Source organism: Swingsia samuiensis (assembly GCF_006542355.1).
GTDB lineage: Bacteria > Pseudomonadota > Alphaproteobacteria > Acetobacterales > Acetobacteraceae > Gluconobacter > Gluconobacter samuiensis.
In genome coordinates this window covers 715,001-735,214 of the sequence record NZ_CP038141.1, presented here as the reverse complement: position 1 = coordinate 735,214, position 20,214 = coordinate 715,001, and the positions used below count along the sequence as shown (strand labels likewise).

Sequence of the window (20,214 nt, the reverse complement as noted above, 5' to 3'; positions counted from 1 at the left end):
CGAGTGGAGGAAACATTATGTCAGCGGAAACAGAAGCACTTTCTGAACAGATTAAGCAGTCGGTAGCGCTGCTAAGGAGGCATCTTTAACTGGGATGTCGCGATTACACGCCTTGAGGAATTAAATCATCGCGTAGAAGATCCTGATCTGTGGAATGATGCGGAGGCAGCGCAAAAGATTATGCGCGAACGGACGACTTTAGCGAACCAAGTTGAAGGCGTTGAGCAGATTGAGAGTGAAGTTCAAAGCACTCTGGAGCTTGTAGAGCTTGCAGAGATGGAAGAAGATACGGATCTCGTTCAGGAAGCTGTCGTAACGCTCCGGAAGTTGGCTGAAGAAGTTCATAAAAGAGAAATTGAAAGTCTGCTGTCTGGTGAAGCTGATGGTAATGATTGCTATCTTGAGGTGAACTCAGGCGCAGGAGGAACAGAAGCTCAGGACTGGGCTGAAATGTTACTCCGGATGTATACGCGCTGGGCGGAGCAACGAGGGTATAAAGTCTCTTTCATTGAAAGCACTGAAGGTGAGCAGGCGGGTATTAAATCTGTTACCGTTCAAATCAGTGGTGCGAATGCCTATGGCTGGTTAAAGACCGAGGCAGGGGTGCATAGGCTGGTAAGAATATCACCATTTGATTCTGCTGCACGGCGTCAAACGTCGTTTGCTTCTGTATGGGTTTATCCTGTTGTTGATGATTCGATTGAAGTTGAGGTCAATGATTCCGACTTAAGGGTGGATACATTCCGCGCTTCTGGCGCAGGTGGGCAGCACGTTAATAAAACAGATTCGGCTATTCGTATTACGCATATTCCTACAGGGATTGTTGTTGCTTGCCAGACGGATCGTTCACAGCATCGTAACCGGGCAAAAGCGATGGAGATGTTGAGGGCTCGTTTGTATGAAGCAGAGCTGCAAAAGCGTGAGGCAGCCGCTGCGCAGACCGAATCTTCTAAAACGGATATCGGTTGGGGGCATCAAATTCGGTCGTATGTGCTGGCACCTTACCAGCTTGTAAAAGATTTGCGGACAGGTGTTGAAACCGGGAATCCGGATGCGGTGCTTGATGGTGCTTTGGATGATTTTATGTCGGCATCATTGGCACAGCGTGTAGGTGCTACACGATCAGAAGCGAGTGCAACGGCGCAATAAGTTTCAGATATCATTAAAACTAGGGAGGGCTTTGTGTGAATAAAGTGCTCTCTAGGCTTGGTTTATAAAACTATAAACAATAGTTTTTTGTGCAAAAAAACATTTATATAACGTTTGCAAGTGAATTATTTTTGTTTTTAGTATTCTTTTGATCATAATCAACTTGACATAAACGTTCTGACGTTGCCCAAATAACATATCGGATATGTGTTTCGAGCATGCTATAAATGAGGTGTGTTTTGAGACTGATCAGAAAAGAGTTGCCGAACAGAATATAATATCTGTCGGTGAGTAAGGTAAGAAGGTTACGACATGAAGAGCTACGGCGCACAACAGCGTAAGCCGACGGACTATATTGTCGCGATCGTCGTGGCTGTACTGGCTATGGGTGCGGTGGGGTACGCACTTATAAGTGGAAAAGTAACTAAAATGACTCAGGAGCGACCTCCTATCAAAACTGAGGTCATAACAGAGGTGCCTAAGCCGCCACCTCCCCCTCCACCGCCACCACCACCACAGATGGTGCCGCCACCGCCACCGTATATTCCGCCCCCTAGGATTAACGTTCAGCCTCCACCAAAGGCTATAAAGCGTGTTACGCATGTCAAACCGCCACACCCGGTTCCACCAAGTGAAAATCCTATCCCATCACCTGTTCCGGTAGCGCCTACGCAGGCAGCTGCGCCTAAGGCACCTCCCGCACCATCGGTACCCGATCACAGTGCTGGAGCGCATCCTATAAACGGAGCTAAGCCTGACTATCCAGAGGAAGCGCAGGAAGAAAGCCGTGAAGGTAAAGTCACAGCTTCATGTGATATTTTGCCGAACGGTCGCACGGCAAATTGTTCCATTGTGTCATCGAGTGGTGGGCCGGAGTTTTCAGATAGTGCTCTCGAATTTCTTCATCGTGCACGCTACCAGCCGGCTGTTCAGAATGGTGTCCCAGTTATAGAGCATCATCATATTTTGCATGTTGATTTTACTCTGGGTGATGATTGACCTGAAAAAAGCGCTTAACGTTGATTACCGCTAACAAGGATATGAAGTTGATGACTAGATTTTTCCAATCTTCTGAGACCGTCGTTTCGACGAATGCTCGCCTTTCTAAACGTACGGCCATGGCTTTGATGCTTGTATTGGCAGCAGGCGTATCTTTTCCTGGTGGAGCTTTTGCTCAGGGTGCGTCCGCAGCTGCGTCCTCATCTTCAGCAGCAGGCGCTTCTTCTTCTGCTGCGAATGACACGTCTGCTCCGGCGGCATCGGTTGCACCGTCTGCTACTCAGACGCCAGCAGCGGCAGCCACTCCAGGAGAGAGTGCTACAGCAACGCCAGAAGCTGCGGCCCCTCAGGGAAACCCTTATGGTTTAGGTGCTCTTTGGGCGAATGGGGATGTTATTGCGCGTAGCGTTTTGATTATTATGGCTCTGATGTCCTTGGGAACATGGATTATCATGGTTCTGAAGTTTTTTGAGCAGAGCCGTTTATTGAGTTCTGCTAAAGAAGCTTCACGTGTATTTTGGTCTAAGCCAACAGTTCACGAAGGGGCAGAAGCACTCAAAGTGTCTTCGCCTTTCCGATATATTGCAGAAACAGGGATTGTTGCTGCAGAGCATCATGAAGGATCAATGCGGGATTCAATTGATTTGAATTCTTGGACCGCGATGTCCATTTCCCGTGCGGTCGAAACCATTAATGTTCGTCTGCAAGGTGGATTGGCCTTTTTGGGTACAGTAGGATCAACCTCTCCATTTATTGGATTGTTTGGAACAGTATGGGGTATTTACCATGCGTTGACTGCAATCGGTATTGCTGGGCAGGCATCAATTGATAAAGTGGCAGGCCCTGTTGGTGAATCTCTCATTATGACAGCGATTGGCCTTGCAACGGCTGTTCCTGCGGTGTTGGGGTATAACCTTTTAGTCCGTCGTAACAAAGCGTCTATGGATCGGGTTCGTAATTTTGCGTCTGATCTTCAGTCCGTTTTGATTGGTGGCTTCCGTCATGGTGTTTCTCCAGAAGAAGGCTCAATGGCTGCTCCCACAACGATAACCACAACAAATCGGATCTAATAATATGGCAATGAACGTCGGAGGAGGCAGCGGTGACGACGAGGTGGTGTCGGCAATCAACACCACACCTCTCGTTGACGTTATGTTGGTTTTGTTGATCATTTTTTTGATCACCATTCCTGTGGCCACTCATACTGTAAAGGTCAAGTTGCCGGTTGATGCTAATCAGCCGACACAGACCAAACCAGGGAATATCGTCTTGGCGGTTACGTCTGATGGGCAGACATATTGGAATACAATTCCTGTACGGTCTCAACATGAACTCGTTGATCGTTTAACCGAGGCTGCCAAGCAACGGCCTCAACCACAAGTACAAATTCGCGGAGATGCTTCTGTGAAATACTTGGCGGTAGGACAGATTGTTACTGCATGCCAGCAGGCTGGTATTGCACATGTTGATTTTATCACAGAACAACCACACTAGGTTGTTCTGGGGAGGCCAGAATTATGGGTATGAATATCGGGACTGATAGTACTCACGAAGATGAAGGTATTGTGGATATCAATACCACACCACTTATTGATGTGATGTTGGTGTTATTGATTATGTTAATCATCACTATACCTCTTCAGACGCATTCTGTTTCTATTGATTTGCCACAAGGTAATCCACCACCTTCTACAGAGCAGCCTCACTTGGTTACGGTAAGTATCGGCTATGATAATAGTATTACGTGGAATGATGAGCCGATAACATCAGAAGCTGCTTTGCAGGAGCATTTCCGTGCCGCAGCAGCAGAGGCGAAACAGCCAGAGATGCACATTCATCCTAATCGTTTGTCAGATTATAAAACGGTTGCGCATGTCCTTGCTGATGCTCAACGGTTAGGCATTACGCAGTTAGGAATTGTGGGTGCGGATCAATTTATGGAAGGACAGTAAATCGTGTTTTTGTACCTTAACCGTTATGTCAGTGTTCGCTCTTTACTGCTTACAGGAATTGTGAGTGCGGGAGTTTTGTCGGGAGCTGTTGCACACGCAGATGATGTATTAGGGCAAGTTGTCGGTAAAGATTTGCAGCAAGCTCAAGCGGCTTTGGCTGCTAAAAACTACACGAAAGCGATGTCAGCTGTAAATGCGGCCGATGCGGTTAAGGGCAAAACAGACTATGAAGCCTATACGACAGCGCAAATGCGTGCAGCAGTAGCTGCTCAGTCTGGTGATGTTGAGGCAGCAATTAAAGCTTATGATGTCTTAATCGCAAGTTCACGGACACCTAAGGAAGCTAAAGCTCAAATGCTGATGGCTGAGGCTTCTTTGGCTTATAATGCAAAGAATTATCCAGTTGCCATTAAAGCAATTGAAAAATATTTGAATCAACATGGGTCTGATGCACGTATGCAAACCATGTTGATTCAAAGTTATTATCTTCAGAGCGATTGGAAAAATACAGCACGTGTAGCGCAGGAAGTTGTTGATTCAACATTGAAAGCTCATCGCATTCCTGTAGAAAGTCAGCTTCAGATGTTGGCCACAGCTTACACCAATTTAAAAGATACAAATGCGAAAACGCATGTGTATGTTCTTCTTGCCAAATACTACTCCAAGCCGGACTATTGGAGCGTGTTGGTTCATGACTTGGTCGCGAACCCTAATCTTTCTCCGTCTCTTGTTTTTTATGTTGAGCGGTTGAGGTTGGCCACAGGTGTTCTGAAAAACCCATCCGATTATCAGGATATGGGAGAACGGGCGGTGCAAATGGGTTTATCTCAGCTGGGCTTGAACTTACTTGATCAAGGATATGCGAATAAAGTTCTTGGTAGTGGTTCTACTGCTCAAGCGGATGCAAAGTTCCGTTCATTTGTTGCTCAACATGCGGCAACAGAACGTGCTCAATTGCCTCAGCTTGTGGAAGCTGCGGGGACATCAACGAATGCAGCTGCTCCTCTAACGGCGGGTTATAACTTGGTTCTTAATGGTAAAGTTGACCAAGGCCTTGCTTTGATGCGTCGAGGGCTTGCAAAAAATCCACGCTACCCTGCTTTAGCCCAGTTGCAATACGGTATGGCGCAAATGGATGGTGGCCATAAAGCAGAAGCAATCAAAACGTTAAATGCGATTTCGGATCAAGGCGCTACAAAGGATGTCGCAGAATTGTGGGGTTTATTGCTAGAGCGTTCAATACATTAAAATTGGATAGGTCGGACTTAAAGAGTTCGACCTATTTACTAGAATGGTAAGATGTTTCCTATAATCTGTTGACCGTATCGAGGGGTTTGAAGCTGAGATAGGGTACCGCGCCCGCCATAGGCAATGCGCGCTTCGGCCATGCGATCGTGTGTGACTGTATTATCGGCTGTAATATCTTGAGGACGCACAATACCACTCACCCCAAGCTCGCGTAGTTCACTATTTACGCGGACTTCCTGTTTTCCCATAACAACAAAATTGCCGTTTGGAAGCACTTGTGTAATGGTGCCCGCCAAGCGCAGTGTCACAGTTTCATTTCGCGCAATTTTGCCCGTAGCGTTGTTGTTGCTGCTGCTACTGGTTTGTAAGCTGTTTGCCCCCGTAAGAGCATCGACTATTTTGCCTTTGATTCCGAAGAAGTTTGGAATACCAAACTTTTCAGTTGCGGCTCTATTTGCGGTTGTTCCATTATTAAACGCAGCATTATCAGTAATATCAACGATGATTGTAACAAGATCACCCACTTGCGATGCTCTTTGATCCTTAAAAAAGGCTTTGCTACCGCTTTGCCAAAGACTTGCTTCCTCTTCTGGGGGGGGACGTAGAGGAGGCATAGGCATTGTAATGGGGCGGTAGCTTGCGGCTAATGTTGGGTCAGATATAGCCGTCATTCGTGGAGGGCGGCCAACTTCAGAGAGTTGTGCTAGTGATGAGCATGCAGCTGTTGATGATAATAGGATACTCAAAGAAAAATACTTTACGGTTTTTGGAGAAATGCGAAACATGGGAAGCCTAAAACCGTCTATTGATATTAAATGTGAATATCTAAAAAAAAGATCAAAAATTAGTTAAACCTGAAGGGGTAAAATAGACTTTAATGTTAGAGGAATTTTTTATTAATCTAGGCTGTGTAAATATTCGATGAGAATAGCAGGAATTTATTCTTATAGATTTGCAATCGCATTAGGAGGTTTTTTAGGCCTGCCTTGTGAGGGCTATACGCAAGAGATAAAAATACCCTCAGAAGGTACAACCGCATCCGAGCAGAATGCGGAAACTGAGGCATCGTCATTATTGATTGATGCGGCTGAGCAGTTACCGAAAGCTTCTGTGTTTGAAAATATGGAGAAGAGGCTTTCCGCACCACCCTCTCTTTTCCCTTTTTTGAACGCTTCGGATGGGTGGTTGAGACGCCATGGAACCATTGCACAGCTGGATAATCTTAATGAATTTATGGGGGCGGTGACATCTCCCACGAAGGGGCATGGTTATAGGCAAGGAGCATCGAATGCAGGTCAGTATGCATTCAATGTCTTTACGGATTGGAGTTCTTTGGTAGGACTAAAAGGGTTTACGACGCATGCAATTTTTATAGGGCGTTACGGAACAACTGCGAACCGAATGTTTGGGGATTGGCTGGCTCACAGTCAGGAAACATATGGTGGCGGTGGAAATGTTGTTGTGCATATGGTGATGGCATACGGGGAGCAGCATCTATTTAATAATAGATTGGCTATCGCGGCGGGGCGTATGGCGCAATTATCTGATTTCGCGTCAGGGACAATGTTTTGTACTTTTATAAATAATAGCTTTTGTGGAAGACCTAAAGGAGCAGGAGATAGTTCATATTATAGTTCTTACCCTGCCTCCGTCTGGGCCTTAAGAGTTCGTGGTAGGCCGTGGCGCCGGGATATATATATTCAAACGGGAATATATTTTGCTGAAGAAGGTATTTATTCAACAGCCCAACATCGAACAGGATTTAAATTGAATGGCTCTAATATTGTAGGAGAGATTTTTCCTACAGAGGTGGGGTGGCAGCCAACCTTTTGGAGGAAATCACATCGCTATAAATATTCTGGACACTACAAGTTAGGTGTTGCTGTAGAGACAATGGCCCGACAGGAGAATTTTTATAACTCTTTGGGGAATCTGTATGAAGATAGTGGATATACTGCTGCACGGCATAGTGGAGCGTGGTCTATCTGGCTTATGGGGGATCAGTGCGTAAAAGGTTCTGCGTATAACCCCAATGGTGGTGTCTTCCTTTTGGGAGGGGCTGTTTTTAATGATCGGAAAACAGCTTTACGAGATCGACAGTTATATATTGGATTGGTTTGGAAAGGCTTCTGGAAGCAGAGGCCTGCAGATAGTATTGGCCTAGGTTTATCTTATGTTCATATAGCACCGGGTGTGCAGCGAACGGAAAGAATGCTCTATCAAGCAAAAAGGTCTCTTCCCTATCGTGCGACAGGTATTCAATCTCATCAGGAAGTAGCAGAATTGAATTATACGCTTTCTGTTACAGGCGCAATTACGTTTGAGCCAGATATTCAATATTATCATAACCCTAATGGGCAGGTAAATTTGAAGGATGCGTGGATGTTGGGCTTTAGAAGTCATGTTGAAATATTTTAATTAACTATTCGATACTATTAAAAAGTGTCTTTATGATTGTAAAAGATACAAAAAATAGAGTATACTTCAAACATTAACTTATATGAGGAAATATTCCATGCAAACACGTGGCTTTTTTGCAGAGAGTGCAGAATCTCCTATGCGGCCGTTCACGTTTGAACGACGTGATGTTCGTCCGAATGATGTTGCGATAGAGGTTTTGTATTGTGGTGTGTGTCATAGTGACCTGCATCAGGCTCATAATGATTGGAAAAATTCAATTTATCCTGTTGTTCCTGGGCATGAAATTGTTGGCCGAGTAGTAGACGTTGGCTCTGACGTAAAAAAATTCAAAAAAGGTGATACAGTTGCTGTCGGATGTATGGTTGATAGCTGTCAGCAATGTAAGCACTGCCGTGCAAATGAAGAGCAGTTTTGTTTGGAAGGGGCTACTTTCACATATAATAGTCCAGACCGGATCACGAAAGAAATAACCTATGGCGGGTATTCACAGCATATTGTTGTAAGAGAGCAATTTGTTCTTTCTGTTCCAGAGAATTTGGATATAGCTCGTGTAGCTCCTATCTTGTGTGCGGGTATTACAACCTATGCACCGCTTCGGAATTATGGTGTCGGTCCTGGCAGTCGTGTTGCTGTCGCCGGTCTTGGTGGTCTTGGCCATATGGCTGTCAAATTGGCCTCTGCTCTAGGTGCAGAAGTTACAGTGATTAGTCGCTCAAAGTCGAAAGAAAGCACAGCATTTGAGTTGGGAGCGGACAAATATCTTGTTTCTTCTGATGCAAAACAGATGGAAGAAGCTGCCTCTAGCTTTGATGTGATTATTGATACAATTCCTGTAGAGCATGATGTTTCCGAATATTTTCCACTTTTAGATCTTGGCGGAACGATCGCAATGGTGGGACAGATTGGTCCTGCTCCAGGATTTAATACGCTTCCATTAGTTTTTGGACGCCGTCATTTAACAGGGTCTTTGATTGGGGGAATTGAACAAACCCAAGAATTGCTTGATTTTTGTGGCAGAAAGAACATTTTAGCCGACTGTGAAATGATTAAAATGGAAGATATTAACGACGCTTTTGTTCGTTTGGAAAAAGGTGATGTGAAATATCGCTTTGTCGTTGATATGAAAAAATCAAATTTCTAAGCTGGAGTAATAGGGTCTTCTCTTGGTGGGGAAGATCCTATCCTTTTTGGAACGACAATAAGAGTGTCGCGTTTTAGAGAAAGACCTAACCCTTTCTAATAGGAAGTCCGCATGCTTCATCTTATTTATACAGCGATAATTGGCCTTGTTGTTGGCACAATTGCTAAACTTTTGATGCCAGGACGTGATCCTGGAGGGTTTATTATCACCGCTTTGTTGGGTGTAGCAGGGTCTGTTGTTGCGGGTTATTTGGGACGCGCCCTTCATTTGTATCAGCCCGGCCAGCCCGTGGGCTTTATTGCGTCCATTGTTGGGGCAATTATTCTATTGATCGCGTATCGTGTGTTATTTGGTAGTGCAGATTCTTCTGACTAAGAACGTGAGAGGGTGGTGTGGTTCTTCTTATCTAAAAGAACCACTTAAACTTTACGTTGACCATTTATCCAAACTTCGCAGACTTCAAGTTTTTCATTGAGAATAGTGAAGTCTGCTAAGAGTCCTTCTTTTATTTCACCTCGGTCTTTTAAGCCAAGATAATGTGCAGCATTTGTGCTGACAAGTTTGGCTGCTTCCAATAAGTTTTTGCCTTTCTTGATGGCATTACGTAGGGCTTGATCGAGCGTTAGGACACTGCCTGCAAGTGTGCCGTTTTCTAATCTGGCAACACCATCTTTAATAAAGACGCCCTGTCCGCCAAGAGTGCTTAAGCCATCAGGTTGGCCGGCTCCTCGCATTGAATCTGTAACAAAGAATAATCTGTCTTGCATGGTTTGTAATGCCAGTTGCATGTTGGCGTGGTGGACATGATGATTATCAAAGATTAACTCTGCATAACTTACGCTGTCACATAGAAAAGCAGGTATAGGGCCGGGGGTTCGAGCGCTTAAGGATGGCATGGCGTTAAAAAGGTGTGTCGCTCCAGGAGTGCCTCTTGATGAACAAATAGTGCAAATAGCGTTCTTTGTTTCTTCGTAACTGGCGAGAGTATGCCCAAGGCTGACACGGATCCCATGTTGAGAAAATGTTTGCATAGCTTCCTGAGCGTGTTCGATCTCTGGAGCAAGTGTAATGATTTTAATACACTCGGTTTGAAGGGCCTCTTGAATTTTTCTAGGTGTAGGAAGAATACAAAAAGGAGGCTGCGCACCGCGCTTAAGAGGATTGATAAACGGTCCTTCTAAATGTGCGCCATGAATTCTCGGGCCGTTAAGAGTTTTATGTTCCATCACTTCTTTAATTGAGTGAAGTGCATGGATAATATCTGACCATGGGGCTGTAATCGTTGTAGGGAGCAGAGTGGTTGTCCCATGAGACATGTGGAAATGAGACATATGTTTTATGGCCGTAATACCATCCATAGTGTCGTATCCATTGCCGCCATGTACGTGACAATCAATAAAGCCGGGAAGGATATATTGATTGAGGGTATGAGGTAATTCGATGATTTTTTCAATATGTGATTGGAAGTCGATTTGCCCATTTATAATTTTATCTGGTAAAATAAGAGCACCATTTATGGATGGCATAAGCAAAAAAGCCTTATGTTTGATAATAAAAATCAACTGATAAAAATATTTAAAGTATAAGGATTGCAAATTTTTGAGTTGTTCGCTAGGTAGCAATCTACCTCGATGGTGCAAGTGCCGGTGTAGCTCAGTTGGTAGAGCACGTCATTCGTAATGATGGGGTCGGGAGTTCGAATCTCTTCACCGGCACCATTGAGGAGTTAAAAAGATATTTTCCTTTAAAAGATTTTCAATATATTGAAGGATGTTGTTTGCAATATTCCGTTTGATCGGGATATCACACAATGTATTAATCCCTATGTTAGGGAAAAGCGACACTGGCTCGTGTTGCCTTGGTTGCGTTGAGTTAGGAGCAACATGTCTGATCGTTTCCATAAGCGTCTTTGGCAACAAGCAACGAGCTTTTCTGGAGCGCAGAATGTACATTCGTCTTTGCGTGTTATTCGTGGAATGCGAGAGTGCAAAACATGTGGTCTTTTCCAGAAAGTACCTTTGGTTAAACCGGGTTTTGTCGTAAAATGTGAGCGGTGTAGCAGCACTTTAATTCGGAGAAGAAAGACATCCGTTATTGGGGCTCCAGCGGCTTTCTGTGTCGCCTCAGCTGCTATTTATGTTTCTCTTTTGATGAATTCATTAATGGTATTGAACGTTTACGGACGAGAAAATACTGTTTCGTTGTTCTCTGGCCCTTTGGAGCTTGGAGTACAGGGTTATGGAGAAATAGAGTTTCTTGTTGCATTAACGACTATTATAATGCCTGGGATTGTTATTGCCTTAATGGGAACAATTCTTTACGGGGCTTCTAGGCCCATAATGCCAGATTGGACGCCACGTTTATTGAGCTGGTACCATCGCTTACGTGGATGGTCAATGGTTGAGGTTTATGTGCTTGGTGTGCTTGTTGCCTACACCAAGTTAGTCGACTTAGCCTTGGTTATTCTGCAACCGGGAATTTATTTGCTCGGTGCATTAATGTTAACTATGGCTGCTGTTGATTCAACATTTGACGAAGATATGATTTGGCGCCGTCGCCCCTTGCAGCATGAAGCAAATGATCATCAAGGTAATGTTCTGGATGTTGAATGTTTGAGTGCGTCAGAGGACAGACTGCCTCCAGTTAAAAATATGATTTCTTGTGGGTCATGCCATCTGGTTATGGGGTTTGATCATTCTGTTCCCCAAGAAATGGATATAGGTGACTGCCCGCGTTGTAATCAGATCGTACGTAGGCGCAAACCGAATAGTATCAGAAATGCGACATGCTTTTTGTTGGCAGGTTTCTTTTTCTATATCCCAGCGAATATACTCCCGGTTATGACTTATACAAGAGTTGGTACGGGCATGCCGAGTACTATTATCAGTGGTGTAATAGAACTGTGGAAAGCCAATATGATACCACTTTCTTTGCTTGTATTATTTGCCAGTATTACTGTCCCTGTGCTGAAAATCTTATCTTTAGCCACGATGATTTTGAGTATAAAAATAAAAAGCCGTTGGAATTTGCCATTCTTAGGCAAGTTATATCGTATGGTTGAAGTGATCGGCCGTTGGTCCCTAATCGACGTTTTTATGATATCGATCCTGTGTGCTGTTGTGCATTTTGGATTTATTGCTAATATTACGGCTGATCCTGGGATGGTTTGTTTTGCATTTGTTGTGATTTTAACTATTTTTGCAGCAGAAGCGTTTGACCCTAGGGAAATTTGGGATGTTGTAGGGTTGAATGATACTTGGCAAAGCCAGAGTATAAAAAACGAAGATGTTAAATCATTGGAAGAGGGTAAGGCCTTATCTTCTGTTCCCTCTCAATCACAATATGGAGCCTGAAACTGCGTGAGCGATACTCGACACGATTATGATCGTGGACAGCAACCAATTTCTCCGAGAGAAGCGCCTGTAAAGCGAACCCGCTTTTCTTTGATTTTGCTGATCCCTATTATAGCTATTTTAATTTCAGGATGGTTGGCATGGAAGCACTTTGCCACCCGTGGGCCAGAAATTACGATTACGTTTGATACGGCTGATGGCCTGACACCTGGTCAGACGCAGGTTAAAAACAAAGCTGTTACGCTCGGAACCGTGCAAGACGTTACGCTGAGTGACGATATGCAGCATGTGAATGTCGTTGTTCAAATGACAGGAAGTAGTGCTCATATATTAACAGATCATACGCGTTTTTGGGTGGTAAGGCCGCGTATTAATGGTGCGAGTATAACGGGTCTCGATACGCTGTTGTCTGGTGCTTATATTGCGATTGATCCGGGGGCTCCCGGTGGGCATTACAAAACAGAATTCCGTGGTCTTGAAACCGCCCCAGGTGTGCGTTCCGACCAGCCTGGTTCAACGTTCTGGCTTGTCACCCCTTCTTTGGGTTCTTTGGGACAAGGGGCACCTGTTTTCTTCCGGGATATCACAGTGGGTGAGGTTCTGGGGTATACGATGCCACCAGGTGGTTCTGGCCCAATTGTGGTACAGGTCTTTGTTAAAGCGCCGTATGATCATTACTTGAGAACAGATAGTCGTTTTTGGAACGTTTCTGGCATACAGGTCGGGCTAGGCGCTGGTGGTCTAAAAGTACAAGTGCAATCGTTTCAAGCTCTTCTTTCAGGTGGTGTAGCTTTTGGCCTGCCAGCTCGTAGAAGAGGTGTTGAAGCCCCTCTTGCAGCAGAAAATTCTGTCTTTAAGTTGTATGCAAGTCAGGCGGATGCGGATAGTGCACAATACCATAAGCGCTTAAAGGCTGTTACGTATCTGGATAGTTCGGTTCAAGGTCTGGCTGCTGGTGGTCAGGTCATGTTGTTTGGCATGCAAGTTGGATCCATCACGTCTGTTAAGCTTCAGATGCTATCTTTAAATGAGCGGCCACGTGTCCGAGTGGAAATGGAGTTAGAGCCTGAACGCATTATTCCAGAAAAGGATATTAATCGGCTTAAAGAAATTCAAGAATATCTCAAAGCGTATGTTGAGAATGGCATGACAGCATCTGTACAGAGCGTCAGTTTTATTACGGGTGAGTCTGCTATAGCATTGCAATTTGTTAAGTCTGGTTCGTCTGCTCCTTTGCAGTATGAGGGTGATTTTGCGGTCATTCCAAGTCAAGCCGGTGGTGTTGACGGAATTATGCAATCTGTTGCGACGATTACAGATAAGATAGCTGCAATGCCTCTTGATAAGATCGGTGTTCACGTTAACGATTTGATAGCGCACACAGATCAGAGGGTGAATAGTCGTCAAGTTACAGACACCTTAATTGCGTTTCGTAACTCACTGCGACATTTGGATGCTTTAAGTAACCAAGCGCAGCAGAATATGCCTGCACTTATGAAGTCTCTGCAAGCTACATTAACAAATGCACAGGCTGTCTTGGGTAGCTATGGTGGAGATACAGATTTCCATCGTAATTTGCAGAGTATGGTTTTGCAAATGACACAAATGATGAGATCCTTGCGCTTCTTAACGGATTATATCGATCATCATCCATCTGCTTTGATTACGGGTCGTAGGAACTAATTTATGACAAAACGAGGTGTTTTTTCAGGTGTTCAATTAGCGATTGTAACCTGTGTTTTAGGCGGGATGGCAGCGGGTCTTTCTGCGTGTAGTAGTAGTCCACAATTATATACCCTGGCTCCTAAGGCCGGGGTACCTGTGGCAGGTTCTGGATCTTCTGTTGTAGAGGTTCGCACTCCAGTTGTTCCAGCGCGTTTGGATCGAGATACTATTGTTCAGGAAAGCAAAGGGTATCGCACGGAGCTAGCGAGCGGTAATAGTTGGAGTGAAGCTCTTCCAGATATGTTAGGGCATACGCTAGCAGCAGATATTGGGCAACGTATGCCGATGAGTACGGTGATCGCTCAGAATGATGCTGTAACGACAACGCCTACTGCATATGTAGAAGTTACGATCAGAAATTTTGAATCTGATTCATCTGGATACCCTATCATTATTGCGGCCCTTTCAGCGCACTCAGCGGCTTCAGGGAGCAATGCGGTTGTATCGACAGAACCTTTTGTGTGGAGATCATCACAATATGTTGGGGATAACTCAGACAAATTGGTGGCAGCACTCAGTGATGGGGTGTCTGTGTTAGCAGATCATGCGGTGGCAAAATTAAATAGTTTACCTCGCTTTTAAGTGGTAATTATCCCATAAAAAAAGCCTCCGTTATGGAGGCTTTTTTTATGGGAATAGGAGTAGATTATAATTTTTCAACTTGATTATAGTCTAGTTCTACTGGTGTGGAACGTCCAAAGATGGAAACGCTGACTTTCAAGCGTTGGCGCTCATCATCAACTTCTTCAATCATGCCGTTGAAAGAAGTGAATGGGCCGTCCGCCACACGAATTTGCTCGCCAACCTCGAATGTAAGAGTGGAGCGTGGGCGTTCAACACCTTCTTGAGCTTGTTTCATGATCCTATCAGCTTCAGCCGAGCTGATAGGAGTTGGACGGTTACGAGTACCAAGAAAGCCTGTAACTTTTGGAGTATCTTTAACCAAATGCCAAGCTTCGTCAGTCAGTTCCATTTTAACAAGAACGTAGCCAGGGAAAAATTTGCGTTCAGCATTGACCTTTCGGCCACGACGCATTTCCGTTACCCCTTCAGAAGGGACAAGGACTTGTTCAAAGTGATCTGATAATCCTTTTTGAGCTGCCTGCTCTTGAATATGAGAAGCTATTTTTTTCTCAAATCCAGAATAAACGTGCACAACATACCAGCGCTTAGCCATGGTGCTAACTTAGCCTCCAACGCCAAAAAGTTCGCGGACACCAAGGCCAATAACTTGGTCCACAATAAAGAAGAAAATACAGGCCACAGTGACCATCGCAAGAACAGCGGCCGTGGTTATGATAGTGTTCCGGCGCGTAGGCCATGTCACCCGTTTTGCTTCTGCGCGCACATCTTTGACGTATGCAACGAGATTAAAAGGGGATCCATTCTTCTGAGGCGCAGTCTTGCGCGGCTCGTCTTTCGGGGTACTGACCGACACTATCGTCCTCAAATCAAGTGAAAATCTGTATCCCGGTGATTGGAGAATCCGATCAAGCGGGGTGGGTGGCAGGGGTGGAGGGTCTCGAACCCACAACCTCCGGTTTTGGAGACCGGCACTCTAGCCAATTGAGCTACACCCCTACATCAATAAACACACTCTAACGTATCAGATCGTGTCCATGACAACGGGTGCATAAAGATATTGTTCTGAAGAAAAAGTCAATAGGGAAGAGAGATAATAAAATCATTAGGCAACGTCATTTTTTCTATTGCATGCCAAAGCTGGGTGTAGTAGGGAACTAGGCACCGAATGAGCGGGCGTAGCATAGTGGTAATGCAGTAGCCTTCCAAGCTTCTGAGGAGGGTTCGATTCCCTTCGCCCGCTCCACTATTTATAAAATATTCGGTTCAACTATTCCTTATAAATTAAATATCATTCAGGATATAAAGTCTTCTTTCGAGGAAGTGTCTTTGTGCGATGATTTTTTGCTCTTAATCTGCACGCTTAATTTAAGATCAGCGTTATAACGAAGATAAATAATAGTGAATTATAGATAACGCTTGGTTGCGTTTTTGTGTATGTGCGTGCTAGAGGCTCTGTGCAGCCTAGATAAGGAAGCTTAGTCAATCTTTTTTGAGATTGTTTAAGCTTGATCTGTACAGATATTACAAGACGCAAGGAATCGGATGGGCCGGTTCTGGCCGCTAAGGCGGCGTTTAAGGTAAGACGGAACACGCGTGTGACGGTGACACAGGTGCCGCGAATGGGACCCATGGAAGGTGTAGCGCAACGTTATGCCCGAGCACTTTATGATTATGCATCAGAACAAGGGGATATCCCGAGTGTTTTGACGCAGGTTCAGGGATTGCATGAGGCAATTCTGCAAAGTCATGAACTGCGCACTTTTTTGGCCGATTCTCGATTAGATAAACAACGCTCATTAAAAATTATAGAAGCTTTAATGAAGCAGTTGGGTTTTGGGGATTCTTTACGTCGCCTAGTCGGCGTTGTCGCTCGAAATCACCGTCTTTCAATACTTCCAGACATTCTTTATGCGTTCATACAAATGGACGCCCAGGTGCGTGGGGAAGTAGTTGCTGAAGTCTGTTCTGTACAGCCACTTAATGATGCGCAACGCGATCAGCTTAAAAGCCGTTTGGCTGAAGCTGGTTATCGTCATGTGTCCATTACCGAGCGTACTGACCCGAGCCTGATTGGTGGATTGGTTGTGCGTGTTGGTTCTGTGTTGTTTGATACCTCGATTGCCGGGCGTTTGGCCCGCTTAGAAAATGCCATGAAGGGAGCCGCGTGATGGATATCCGCCCTGCTGAGATTTCGGACATCCTCAAGCAACAAATCGCGTCTTTTGACAAACCTGAAACTGTTTCAGAAACAGGCACGGTGCTGTCAATCGGAGATGGTATTGCTCGTGTTTACGGCCTAACCGATGTGATGGCCGGCGAAATGGTTGAGTTTGAAGGTAGCGGCCTTAAAGGTATGGCCTTGAACCTTGAGAGCGACAATGTTGGTGTTGTGGTTTTTGGGGATGGTGATGAAATCCGTGAGGGCGATACCGTTCTGCGGACCAAATCTGTTGTTGAAGTTCCTGTTGGGAAGGGATTGTTGGGGCGTGTTGTTGACGGCTTAGGTAATCCAATCGACGGGCGTGGTCCATTAACAGATGTTGATTATCGTCGCGCAGAAGTAAAAGCTCCTGGTATTATGCCACGTCAATCGGTTAGCGAGCCGATGCAAACAGGCATTAAATCCATTGATGCTTTGGTGCCGATTGGGCGTGGTCAGCGTGAGTTGATTATTGGTGATCGTCAGACTGGAAAAACATCCATTCTAGTTGATACGATTATTGCTCAGAAGCCTGTTAACGCAGAAGGTGATCCTAAGAAATCACTTTACTGTATTTATGTTGCGATCGGTCAGAAGCGTTCTACAGTTGCAAACTTGGTGCGTACTCTGACAGAGCAAGGTGCAATGGAGTATTCCATTGTTGTTGCCGCAACAGCTTCAGATGCTGCACCAATGCAGTATTTGGCACCGTATACGGCCTCTGCAATGGGTGAGTATTTCCGTGATAACGGAATGCATGCACTTGTGTGCTATGATGATTTGTCAAAGCAAGCCGTTGCTTATCGTCAGATGTCTCTGCTGTTGCGTCGTCCTCCTGCTCGTGAAGCTTTCCCTGGGGATGTTTTCTATCTACATTCTCGTTTGCTTGAGCGTGCTGCAAAACTATCCGATGCAAATGGCGGTGGCTCTTTAACAGCTCTGCCTGTTATTGAAACACAAGCAGGTGATACAGCAGCTTACATTCCAACGAACGTTATTTCGATTACTGACGGGCAGATCTTCTTAGAGACTGATTTGTTCTATAAGGGAATTCGTCCAGCTGTGAATGTGGGTGGGTCTGTATCTCGTGTGGGATCCGCTGCACAGATCAAAGCCATGAAGCAGGTTGCAGGTAAGATTAAGTTGGAATTGGCTCAGTATCGTGAGATGGCAGCCTTCTCCCAGTTTGCTTCTGATTTGGATCCAGCGACACGTAAGCAGCTAGAACGTGGTGCTCGTTTGGTAGAGCTTCTGAAGCAGCCAGAAACAGCACCTTTGCCTGTGGAGGAACAGGTTGTTGTCTTGTTTGCGGGAACTCGCGGTTACCTTGACCCGATTGCGGTTGATAAAGTGGTTGCTTATGAAGCTGCCCTTCTGAACGAAATGCGTGGCCCAGGATCGGAGATCCTTGCTGCTATTCGTAATGACCGTCAAATAACACCAGAAACAGAAAGCAAGCTAAAAGAGCTGTTGGAAGCTTTTGGTAAACGCTTTTCAGCCTAAGGATATTCGATGCCTTCTTTGAAGGAACTGCGTGGTCGAATTACGGGTGTTAAGTCGACACGAAAAATAACCAACGCTATGAAAATGGTCGCAGCTTCTAAGCTGCGACGAGCGCAAGCTCAAGCGGAAGAAGCACGCCCATATGCGGATGCTCTGAAGTGCATGATGAGTGAGCTTTCAGAAGCTAGCCGAACAGCAGACCCTTCTACGCTGCCTAAGCTTTTGGTTGGGACAGGGAAAGAAAAGATCCATCTTTTGGTTGTGTTAACCTCAGATCGAGGGTTAGCCGGTGGGTTTAATGCCAATGTCATTCGGAGTGTACGAAAAGAAGTTCGTGAACTGTTGAGTGAAGGACGTGTCGTACGGATTCTTCCTGTTGGCAAAAAAGGCGCAGATATACTGGCGAGGGAGTACCCAGACCTTGTTGTTGAGAAGGTTGCTGGGACTGCCGGACGAGATGTCGGCTTTGATAAAGCGGAGTATGTGGGGCAAAAAATTATCTCTATGCTTGAAGCAGGAGAGATTGATTGCTGCACATTAATTTACAACCGCTTTGTAAACGCAATGACCCAAGTGGTGGTGCAAGCCCCGCTAGTGCCTTGGCCAATTGCGGAAAATGACAACAAAAGTGAGGTGCTTTCTGATGCTCCTCAATATGAGTTTGAGCCTGATGAAGAGACGCTGTTAGCGCAGTTGTTGCCACGTAATTTGCAGGTTCAGATTTTCTCTGCCTTATTAGAAAGTGCTGCTGGGGAACAAGGAGCGCGCATGACGGCTATGGATAATGCAAGTCGTAATGCAAGTAAGGCAATTGATGGTCTGACGCAGAAATACAACCGTACTCGTCAAGCTAATATTACTAATGAACTGATCGAGATCATCTCTGGCGCAGAAGCCCTTTGAGATCATGCAGGAGATAAAACAAATGTCTGAGACTCTTACCCCTTCTGCCTCAGCTGAAAACAATCTTGTTGGTCGTGTCACGCAAGTTCGTGGACCAGTTGTTGATGTGCAGTTTGAAGGCGAACTTCCACATATTTTGAACGCTCTGCACGTTCAAAATGACGGCCAAACGTTGGTTTTGGAAGTTGCCCAAGAAATTGGTGAACGTCAGGTTCGTTGTATTGCAATGGATACAACGGATGGTTTGATTCGTGGTGCAGAGGTTCGTGATACAGGAAAACAAATTACTGTTCCTGTTGGACCTGCGACATTAGGCCGTATCTTGAACGTGATCGGTGAAGCGATTGATGAGCGCGGGCCTATCAAAAGCGATAAATATTTTCCTATTCACCGTAAGGCTCCTTCATTTGAGGAACAAGCGGAAGCCACAGAGATATTGGTCACTGGGATTAAAGTGATCGATCTTTTGTGCCCATACTTAAAAGGCGGAAAAATTGGCCTTTTCGGTGGAGCAGGTGTTGGCAAGACGGTTATTATTCAGGAATTGATTAATAACATTGCTAAAGCGCACGGTGGTGTATCAGTCTTTGCCGGTGTGGGTGAGCGTACCCGTGAAGGTAATGACCTTTATTTTGAAATGCAGGATGCTGGCGTTATCAAAATTGGGGAAGATGGCTCTACCGAAGGTTCAAAAGTTGCTCTTGTTTATGGGCAAATGAATGAACCACCAGGAGCGCGTGCTCGTGTTGCTCTGACAGGCTTGTCCTTAGCGGAATATTTCCGTGATGAAGAAGGTCAAGACGTATTGTTCTTCGTGGATAATATCTTCCGCTTCACTCAAGCTGGTTCAGAAGTTTCTGCTCTTTTGGGGCGTATCCCTTCTGCGGTGGGTTATCAGCCAACGCTTGCGACTGAAATGGGAGCTCTGCAAGAGCGTATTACATCGACCAAAAAAGGTTCGATTACATCAGTTCAAGCTGTTTACGTTCCTGCAGACGATTTAACTGACCCAGCACCAGCAGCTACTTTTGCTCA

At 45.2% G+C, this 20,214-nt stretch carries 20 protein-coding genes and 3 tRNA genes (1 of these 23 running past the window's edge); 18 read left to right on the top strand and 5 right to left on the bottom strand.

Annotated elements, in window-relative coordinates; translation table 11 throughout:
* Positions 1 to 17 precede the first annotated feature (17 nt).
* The 6 genes from prfB (at position 18) to E3D00_RS03380 (ending at position 5,348) form a co-directional block, all read left to right on the top strand.
* Positions 18 to 1,149 (top strand): peptide chain release factor 2 gene (prfB, locus tag E3D00_RS03405; RefSeq protein ID WP_141459946.1). Its coding sequence is split into 2 segments (ribosomal slippage): positions 18 to 86 and positions 88 to 1,149, totalling 1,131 coding nucleotides; the frame shifts between segments, so codons are not numbered across the junction.
* 312 nt (positions 1,150 to 1,461) lie between these two features.
* Complete coding sequence (locus tag E3D00_RS03400) at positions 1,462 to 2,148, top strand: energy transducer TonB (RefSeq protein ID WP_141459944.1); 687 nt, start codon at positions 1,462 to 1,464, stop codon at positions 2,146 to 2,148.
* 50 nt (positions 2,149 to 2,198) lie between these two features.
* Positions 2,199 to 3,218 carry a MotA/TolQ/ExbB proton channel family protein gene (locus E3D00_RS03395; protein WP_141459942.1) on the top strand — a complete coding sequence of 340 codons (1,020 nt, stop codon included), beginning with the start codon at positions 2,199 to 2,201 and terminating at the stop codon, positions 3,216 to 3,218.
* Between the two features lie 4 nt (positions 3,219 to 3,222).
* The gene (locus E3D00_RS03390; RefSeq protein WP_141459940.1) at positions 3,223 to 3,642 is read left to right on the top strand and encodes an ExbD/TolR family protein; all 420 of its coding nucleotides are present in this window, start codon (positions 3,223 to 3,225) and stop codon (positions 3,640 to 3,642) included.
* A gap of 23 nt (positions 3,643 to 3,665) precedes the next feature.
* Positions 3,666 to 4,100 (top strand): ExbD/TolR family protein, encoded by a 435-nt coding sequence (locus tag E3D00_RS03385; RefSeq protein WP_141459938.1) that lies wholly within the window; start codon positions 3,666 to 3,668, stop codon positions 4,098 to 4,100.
* A gap of 3 nt (positions 4,101 to 4,103) precedes the next feature.
* Positions 4,104 to 5,348 (top strand): tetratricopeptide repeat protein, encoded by a 1,245-nt coding sequence (locus tag E3D00_RS03380; protein WP_141459936.1) that lies wholly within the window; start codon positions 4,104 to 4,106, stop codon positions 5,346 to 5,348.
* Positions 5,349 to 5,386: 38 nt separating this feature from the next.
* On the opposite strand, the gene flgH is transcribed toward E3D00_RS03380, so the two are convergent.
* Complete coding sequence (gene flgH, locus E3D00_RS03375) at positions 5,387 to 6,133, bottom strand: flagellar basal body L-ring protein FlgH (protein WP_141459934.1); 747 nt, start codon at positions 6,131 to 6,133, stop codon at positions 5,387 to 5,389.
* Between the two features lie 136 nt (positions 6,134 to 6,269).
* Between flgH and E3D00_RS03370 the strand changes: the two genes are divergently transcribed.
* The 3 genes from E3D00_RS03370 to E3D00_RS03360 all read left to right on the top strand — a co-directional run bounded on the left by E3D00_RS03370 (position 6,270) and on the right by E3D00_RS03360 (position 9,285).
* On the top strand, positions 6,270 to 7,766 hold the full coding sequence (locus E3D00_RS03370; RefSeq protein WP_141459932.1) for a carbohydrate porin: 1,497 nt from the start codon (positions 6,270 to 6,272) through the stop codon (positions 7,764 to 7,766).
* Between the two features lie 97 nt (positions 7,767 to 7,863).
* Entirely contained in the window at positions 7,864 to 8,910 is a 1,047-nt protein-coding gene (locus E3D00_RS03365) for an NAD(P)-dependent alcohol dehydrogenase (RefSeq protein WP_141459930.1), read from the top strand.
* 111 nt (positions 8,911 to 9,021) lie between these two features.
* Entirely contained in the window at positions 9,022 to 9,285 is a 264-nt protein-coding gene (locus tag E3D00_RS03360; protein WP_141459928.1) for a GlsB/YeaQ/YmgE family stress response membrane protein, read from the top strand.
* A 44-nt stretch (positions 9,286 to 9,329) separates the two neighbouring features.
* On the opposite strand, the gene nagA is transcribed toward E3D00_RS03360, so the two are convergent.
* Positions 9,330 to 10,436 (bottom strand): N-acetylglucosamine-6-phosphate deacetylase, encoded by a 1,107-nt coding sequence (gene nagA / locus E3D00_RS03355; protein ID WP_141459926.1) that lies wholly within the window; start codon positions 10,434 to 10,436, stop codon positions 9,330 to 9,332.
* A gap of 116 nt (positions 10,437 to 10,552) precedes the next feature.
* On the opposite strand from nagA, the gene E3D00_RS03350 reads away from it, so the two are divergent.
* From E3D00_RS03350 to E3D00_RS03335, 4 genes are all read left to right on the top strand, one after another.
* Positions 10,553 to 10,628, top strand: a tRNA-Thr gene (locus E3D00_RS03350).
* A gap of 165 nt (positions 10,629 to 10,793) precedes the next feature.
* Positions 10,794 to 12,263, top strand: coding sequence for a paraquat-inducible protein A (locus tag E3D00_RS03345; RefSeq protein ID WP_141459924.1), 1,470 nt, complete (start codon positions 10,794 to 10,796; stop codon positions 12,261 to 12,263).
* Between the two features lie 6 nt (positions 12,264 to 12,269).
* Complete coding sequence (locus tag E3D00_RS03340; RefSeq protein WP_141459922.1) at positions 12,270 to 13,946, top strand: PqiB family protein; 1,677 nt, start codon at positions 12,270 to 12,272, stop codon at positions 13,944 to 13,946.
* 3 nt (positions 13,947 to 13,949) lie between these two features.
* On the top strand, positions 13,950 to 14,570 hold the full coding sequence (locus E3D00_RS03335) for a PqiC family protein (RefSeq protein WP_181441988.1): 621 nt from the start codon (positions 13,950 to 13,952) through the stop codon (positions 14,568 to 14,570).
* A 64-nt stretch (positions 14,571 to 14,634) separates the two neighbouring features.
* On the opposite strand, the gene nusG is transcribed toward E3D00_RS03335, so the two are convergent.
* The 3 genes from nusG to E3D00_RS03320 all read right to left on the bottom strand — a co-directional run bounded on the left by nusG (position 14,635) and on the right by E3D00_RS03320 (position 15,569).
* A complete protein-coding gene (gene nusG / locus E3D00_RS03330) occupies positions 14,635 to 15,165 on the bottom strand; it encodes a transcription termination/antitermination protein NusG (protein WP_141459920.1) in 531 nt (176 codons plus the stop codon).
* A gap of 9 nt (positions 15,166 to 15,174) precedes the next feature.
* Entirely contained in the window at positions 15,175 to 15,429 is a 255-nt protein-coding gene (gene secE / locus E3D00_RS03325; RefSeq protein WP_141462349.1) for a preprotein translocase subunit SecE, read from the bottom strand.
* Positions 15,430 to 15,492: 63 nt separating this feature from the next.
* Positions 15,493 to 15,569 (bottom strand) — tRNA-Trp (locus E3D00_RS03320).
* A 173-nt stretch (positions 15,570 to 15,742) separates the two neighbouring features.
* Here E3D00_RS03320 and E3D00_RS03315 point away from each other — a divergent pair.
* The 5 genes from E3D00_RS03315 to atpD all read left to right on the top strand — a co-directional run.
* Positions 15,743 to 15,816, top strand: a tRNA-Gly gene (locus E3D00_RS03315).
* A 262-nt stretch (positions 15,817 to 16,078) separates the two neighbouring features.
* Positions 16,079 to 16,741 carry a F0F1 ATP synthase subunit delta gene (locus E3D00_RS03310; RefSeq protein ID WP_246091485.1) on the top strand — a complete coding sequence of 221 codons (663 nt, stop codon included), beginning with the start codon at positions 16,079 to 16,081 and terminating at the stop codon, positions 16,739 to 16,741.
* Complete coding sequence (gene atpA / locus E3D00_RS03305) at positions 16,741 to 18,276, top strand: F0F1 ATP synthase subunit alpha (protein ID WP_141462347.1); 1,536 nt, start codon at positions 16,741 to 16,743, stop codon at positions 18,274 to 18,276. The genes E3D00_RS03310 and atpA overlap by 1 nt, the downstream gene beginning before the upstream one ends.
* Before the next feature lie 9 nt (positions 18,277 to 18,285).
* On the top strand, positions 18,286 to 19,179 hold the full coding sequence (locus tag E3D00_RS03300; RefSeq protein ID WP_141459918.1) for a F0F1 ATP synthase subunit gamma: 894 nt from the start codon (positions 18,286 to 18,288) through the stop codon (positions 19,177 to 19,179).
* Positions 19,180 to 19,201: 22 nt separating this feature from the next.
* Positions 19,202 to 20,214, top strand: partial view of a F0F1 ATP synthase subunit beta gene (atpD, locus tag E3D00_RS03295; RefSeq protein WP_141459916.1) — the 5' portion only. It continues 451 nt past the right edge of the window; the window shows 1,013 of its 1,464 coding nt (coding positions 1–1,013); it begins with the start codon at positions 19,202 to 19,204; its stop codon lies off the right edge, out of view.

Coding starts and splice junctions, on each gene's coding strand:
- E3D00_RS03400 (WP_141459944.1), top strand. CDS start 1,462: ATGAAGAGCTACGGCGCACAACAGCGTAAGCCGACGGACTATATTGTC.
- E3D00_RS03395 (WP_141459942.1), top strand. CDS start 2,199: ATGACTAGATTTTTCCAATCTTCTGAGACCGTCGTTTCGACGAATGCT.
- E3D00_RS03390 (WP_141459940.1), top strand. CDS start 3,223: ATGGCAATGAACGTCGGAGGAGGCAGCGGTGACGACGAGGTGGTGTCG.
- E3D00_RS03385 (WP_141459938.1), top strand. CDS start 3,666: ATGGGTATGAATATCGGGACTGATAGTACTCACGAAGATGAAGGTATT.
- flgH (WP_141459934.1), bottom strand. CDS start 6,133: ATGTTTCGCATTTCTCCAAAAACCGTAAAGTATTTTTCTTTGAGTATC.
- E3D00_RS03370 (WP_141459932.1), top strand. CDS start 6,270: ATGAGAATAGCAGGAATTTATTCTTATAGATTTGCAATCGCATTAGGA.
- E3D00_RS03365 (WP_141459930.1), top strand. CDS start 7,864: ATGCAAACACGTGGCTTTTTTGCAGAGAGTGCAGAATCTCCTATGCGG.
- E3D00_RS03360 (WP_141459928.1), top strand. CDS start 9,022: ATGCTTCATCTTATTTATACAGCGATAATTGGCCTTGTTGTTGGCACA.
- nagA (WP_141459926.1), bottom strand. CDS start 10,436: ATGCCATCCATAAATGGTGCTCTTATTTTACCAGATAAAATTATAAAT.
- E3D00_RS03345 (WP_141459924.1), top strand. CDS start 10,794: ATGTCTGATCGTTTCCATAAGCGTCTTTGGCAACAAGCAACGAGCTTT.
- E3D00_RS03335 (WP_181441988.1), top strand. CDS start 13,950: ATGACAAAACGAGGTGTTTTTTCAGGTGTTCAATTAGCGATTGTAACC.
- nusG (WP_141459920.1), bottom strand. CDS start 15,165: ATGGCTAAGCGCTGGTATGTTGTGCACGTTTATTCTGGATTTGAGAAA.
- atpA (WP_141462347.1), top strand. CDS start 16,741: ATGGATATCCGCCCTGCTGAGATTTCGGACATCCTCAAGCAACAAATC.
- E3D00_RS03300 (WP_141459918.1), top strand. CDS start 18,286: ATGCCTTCTTTGAAGGAACTGCGTGGTCGAATTACGGGTGTTAAGTCG.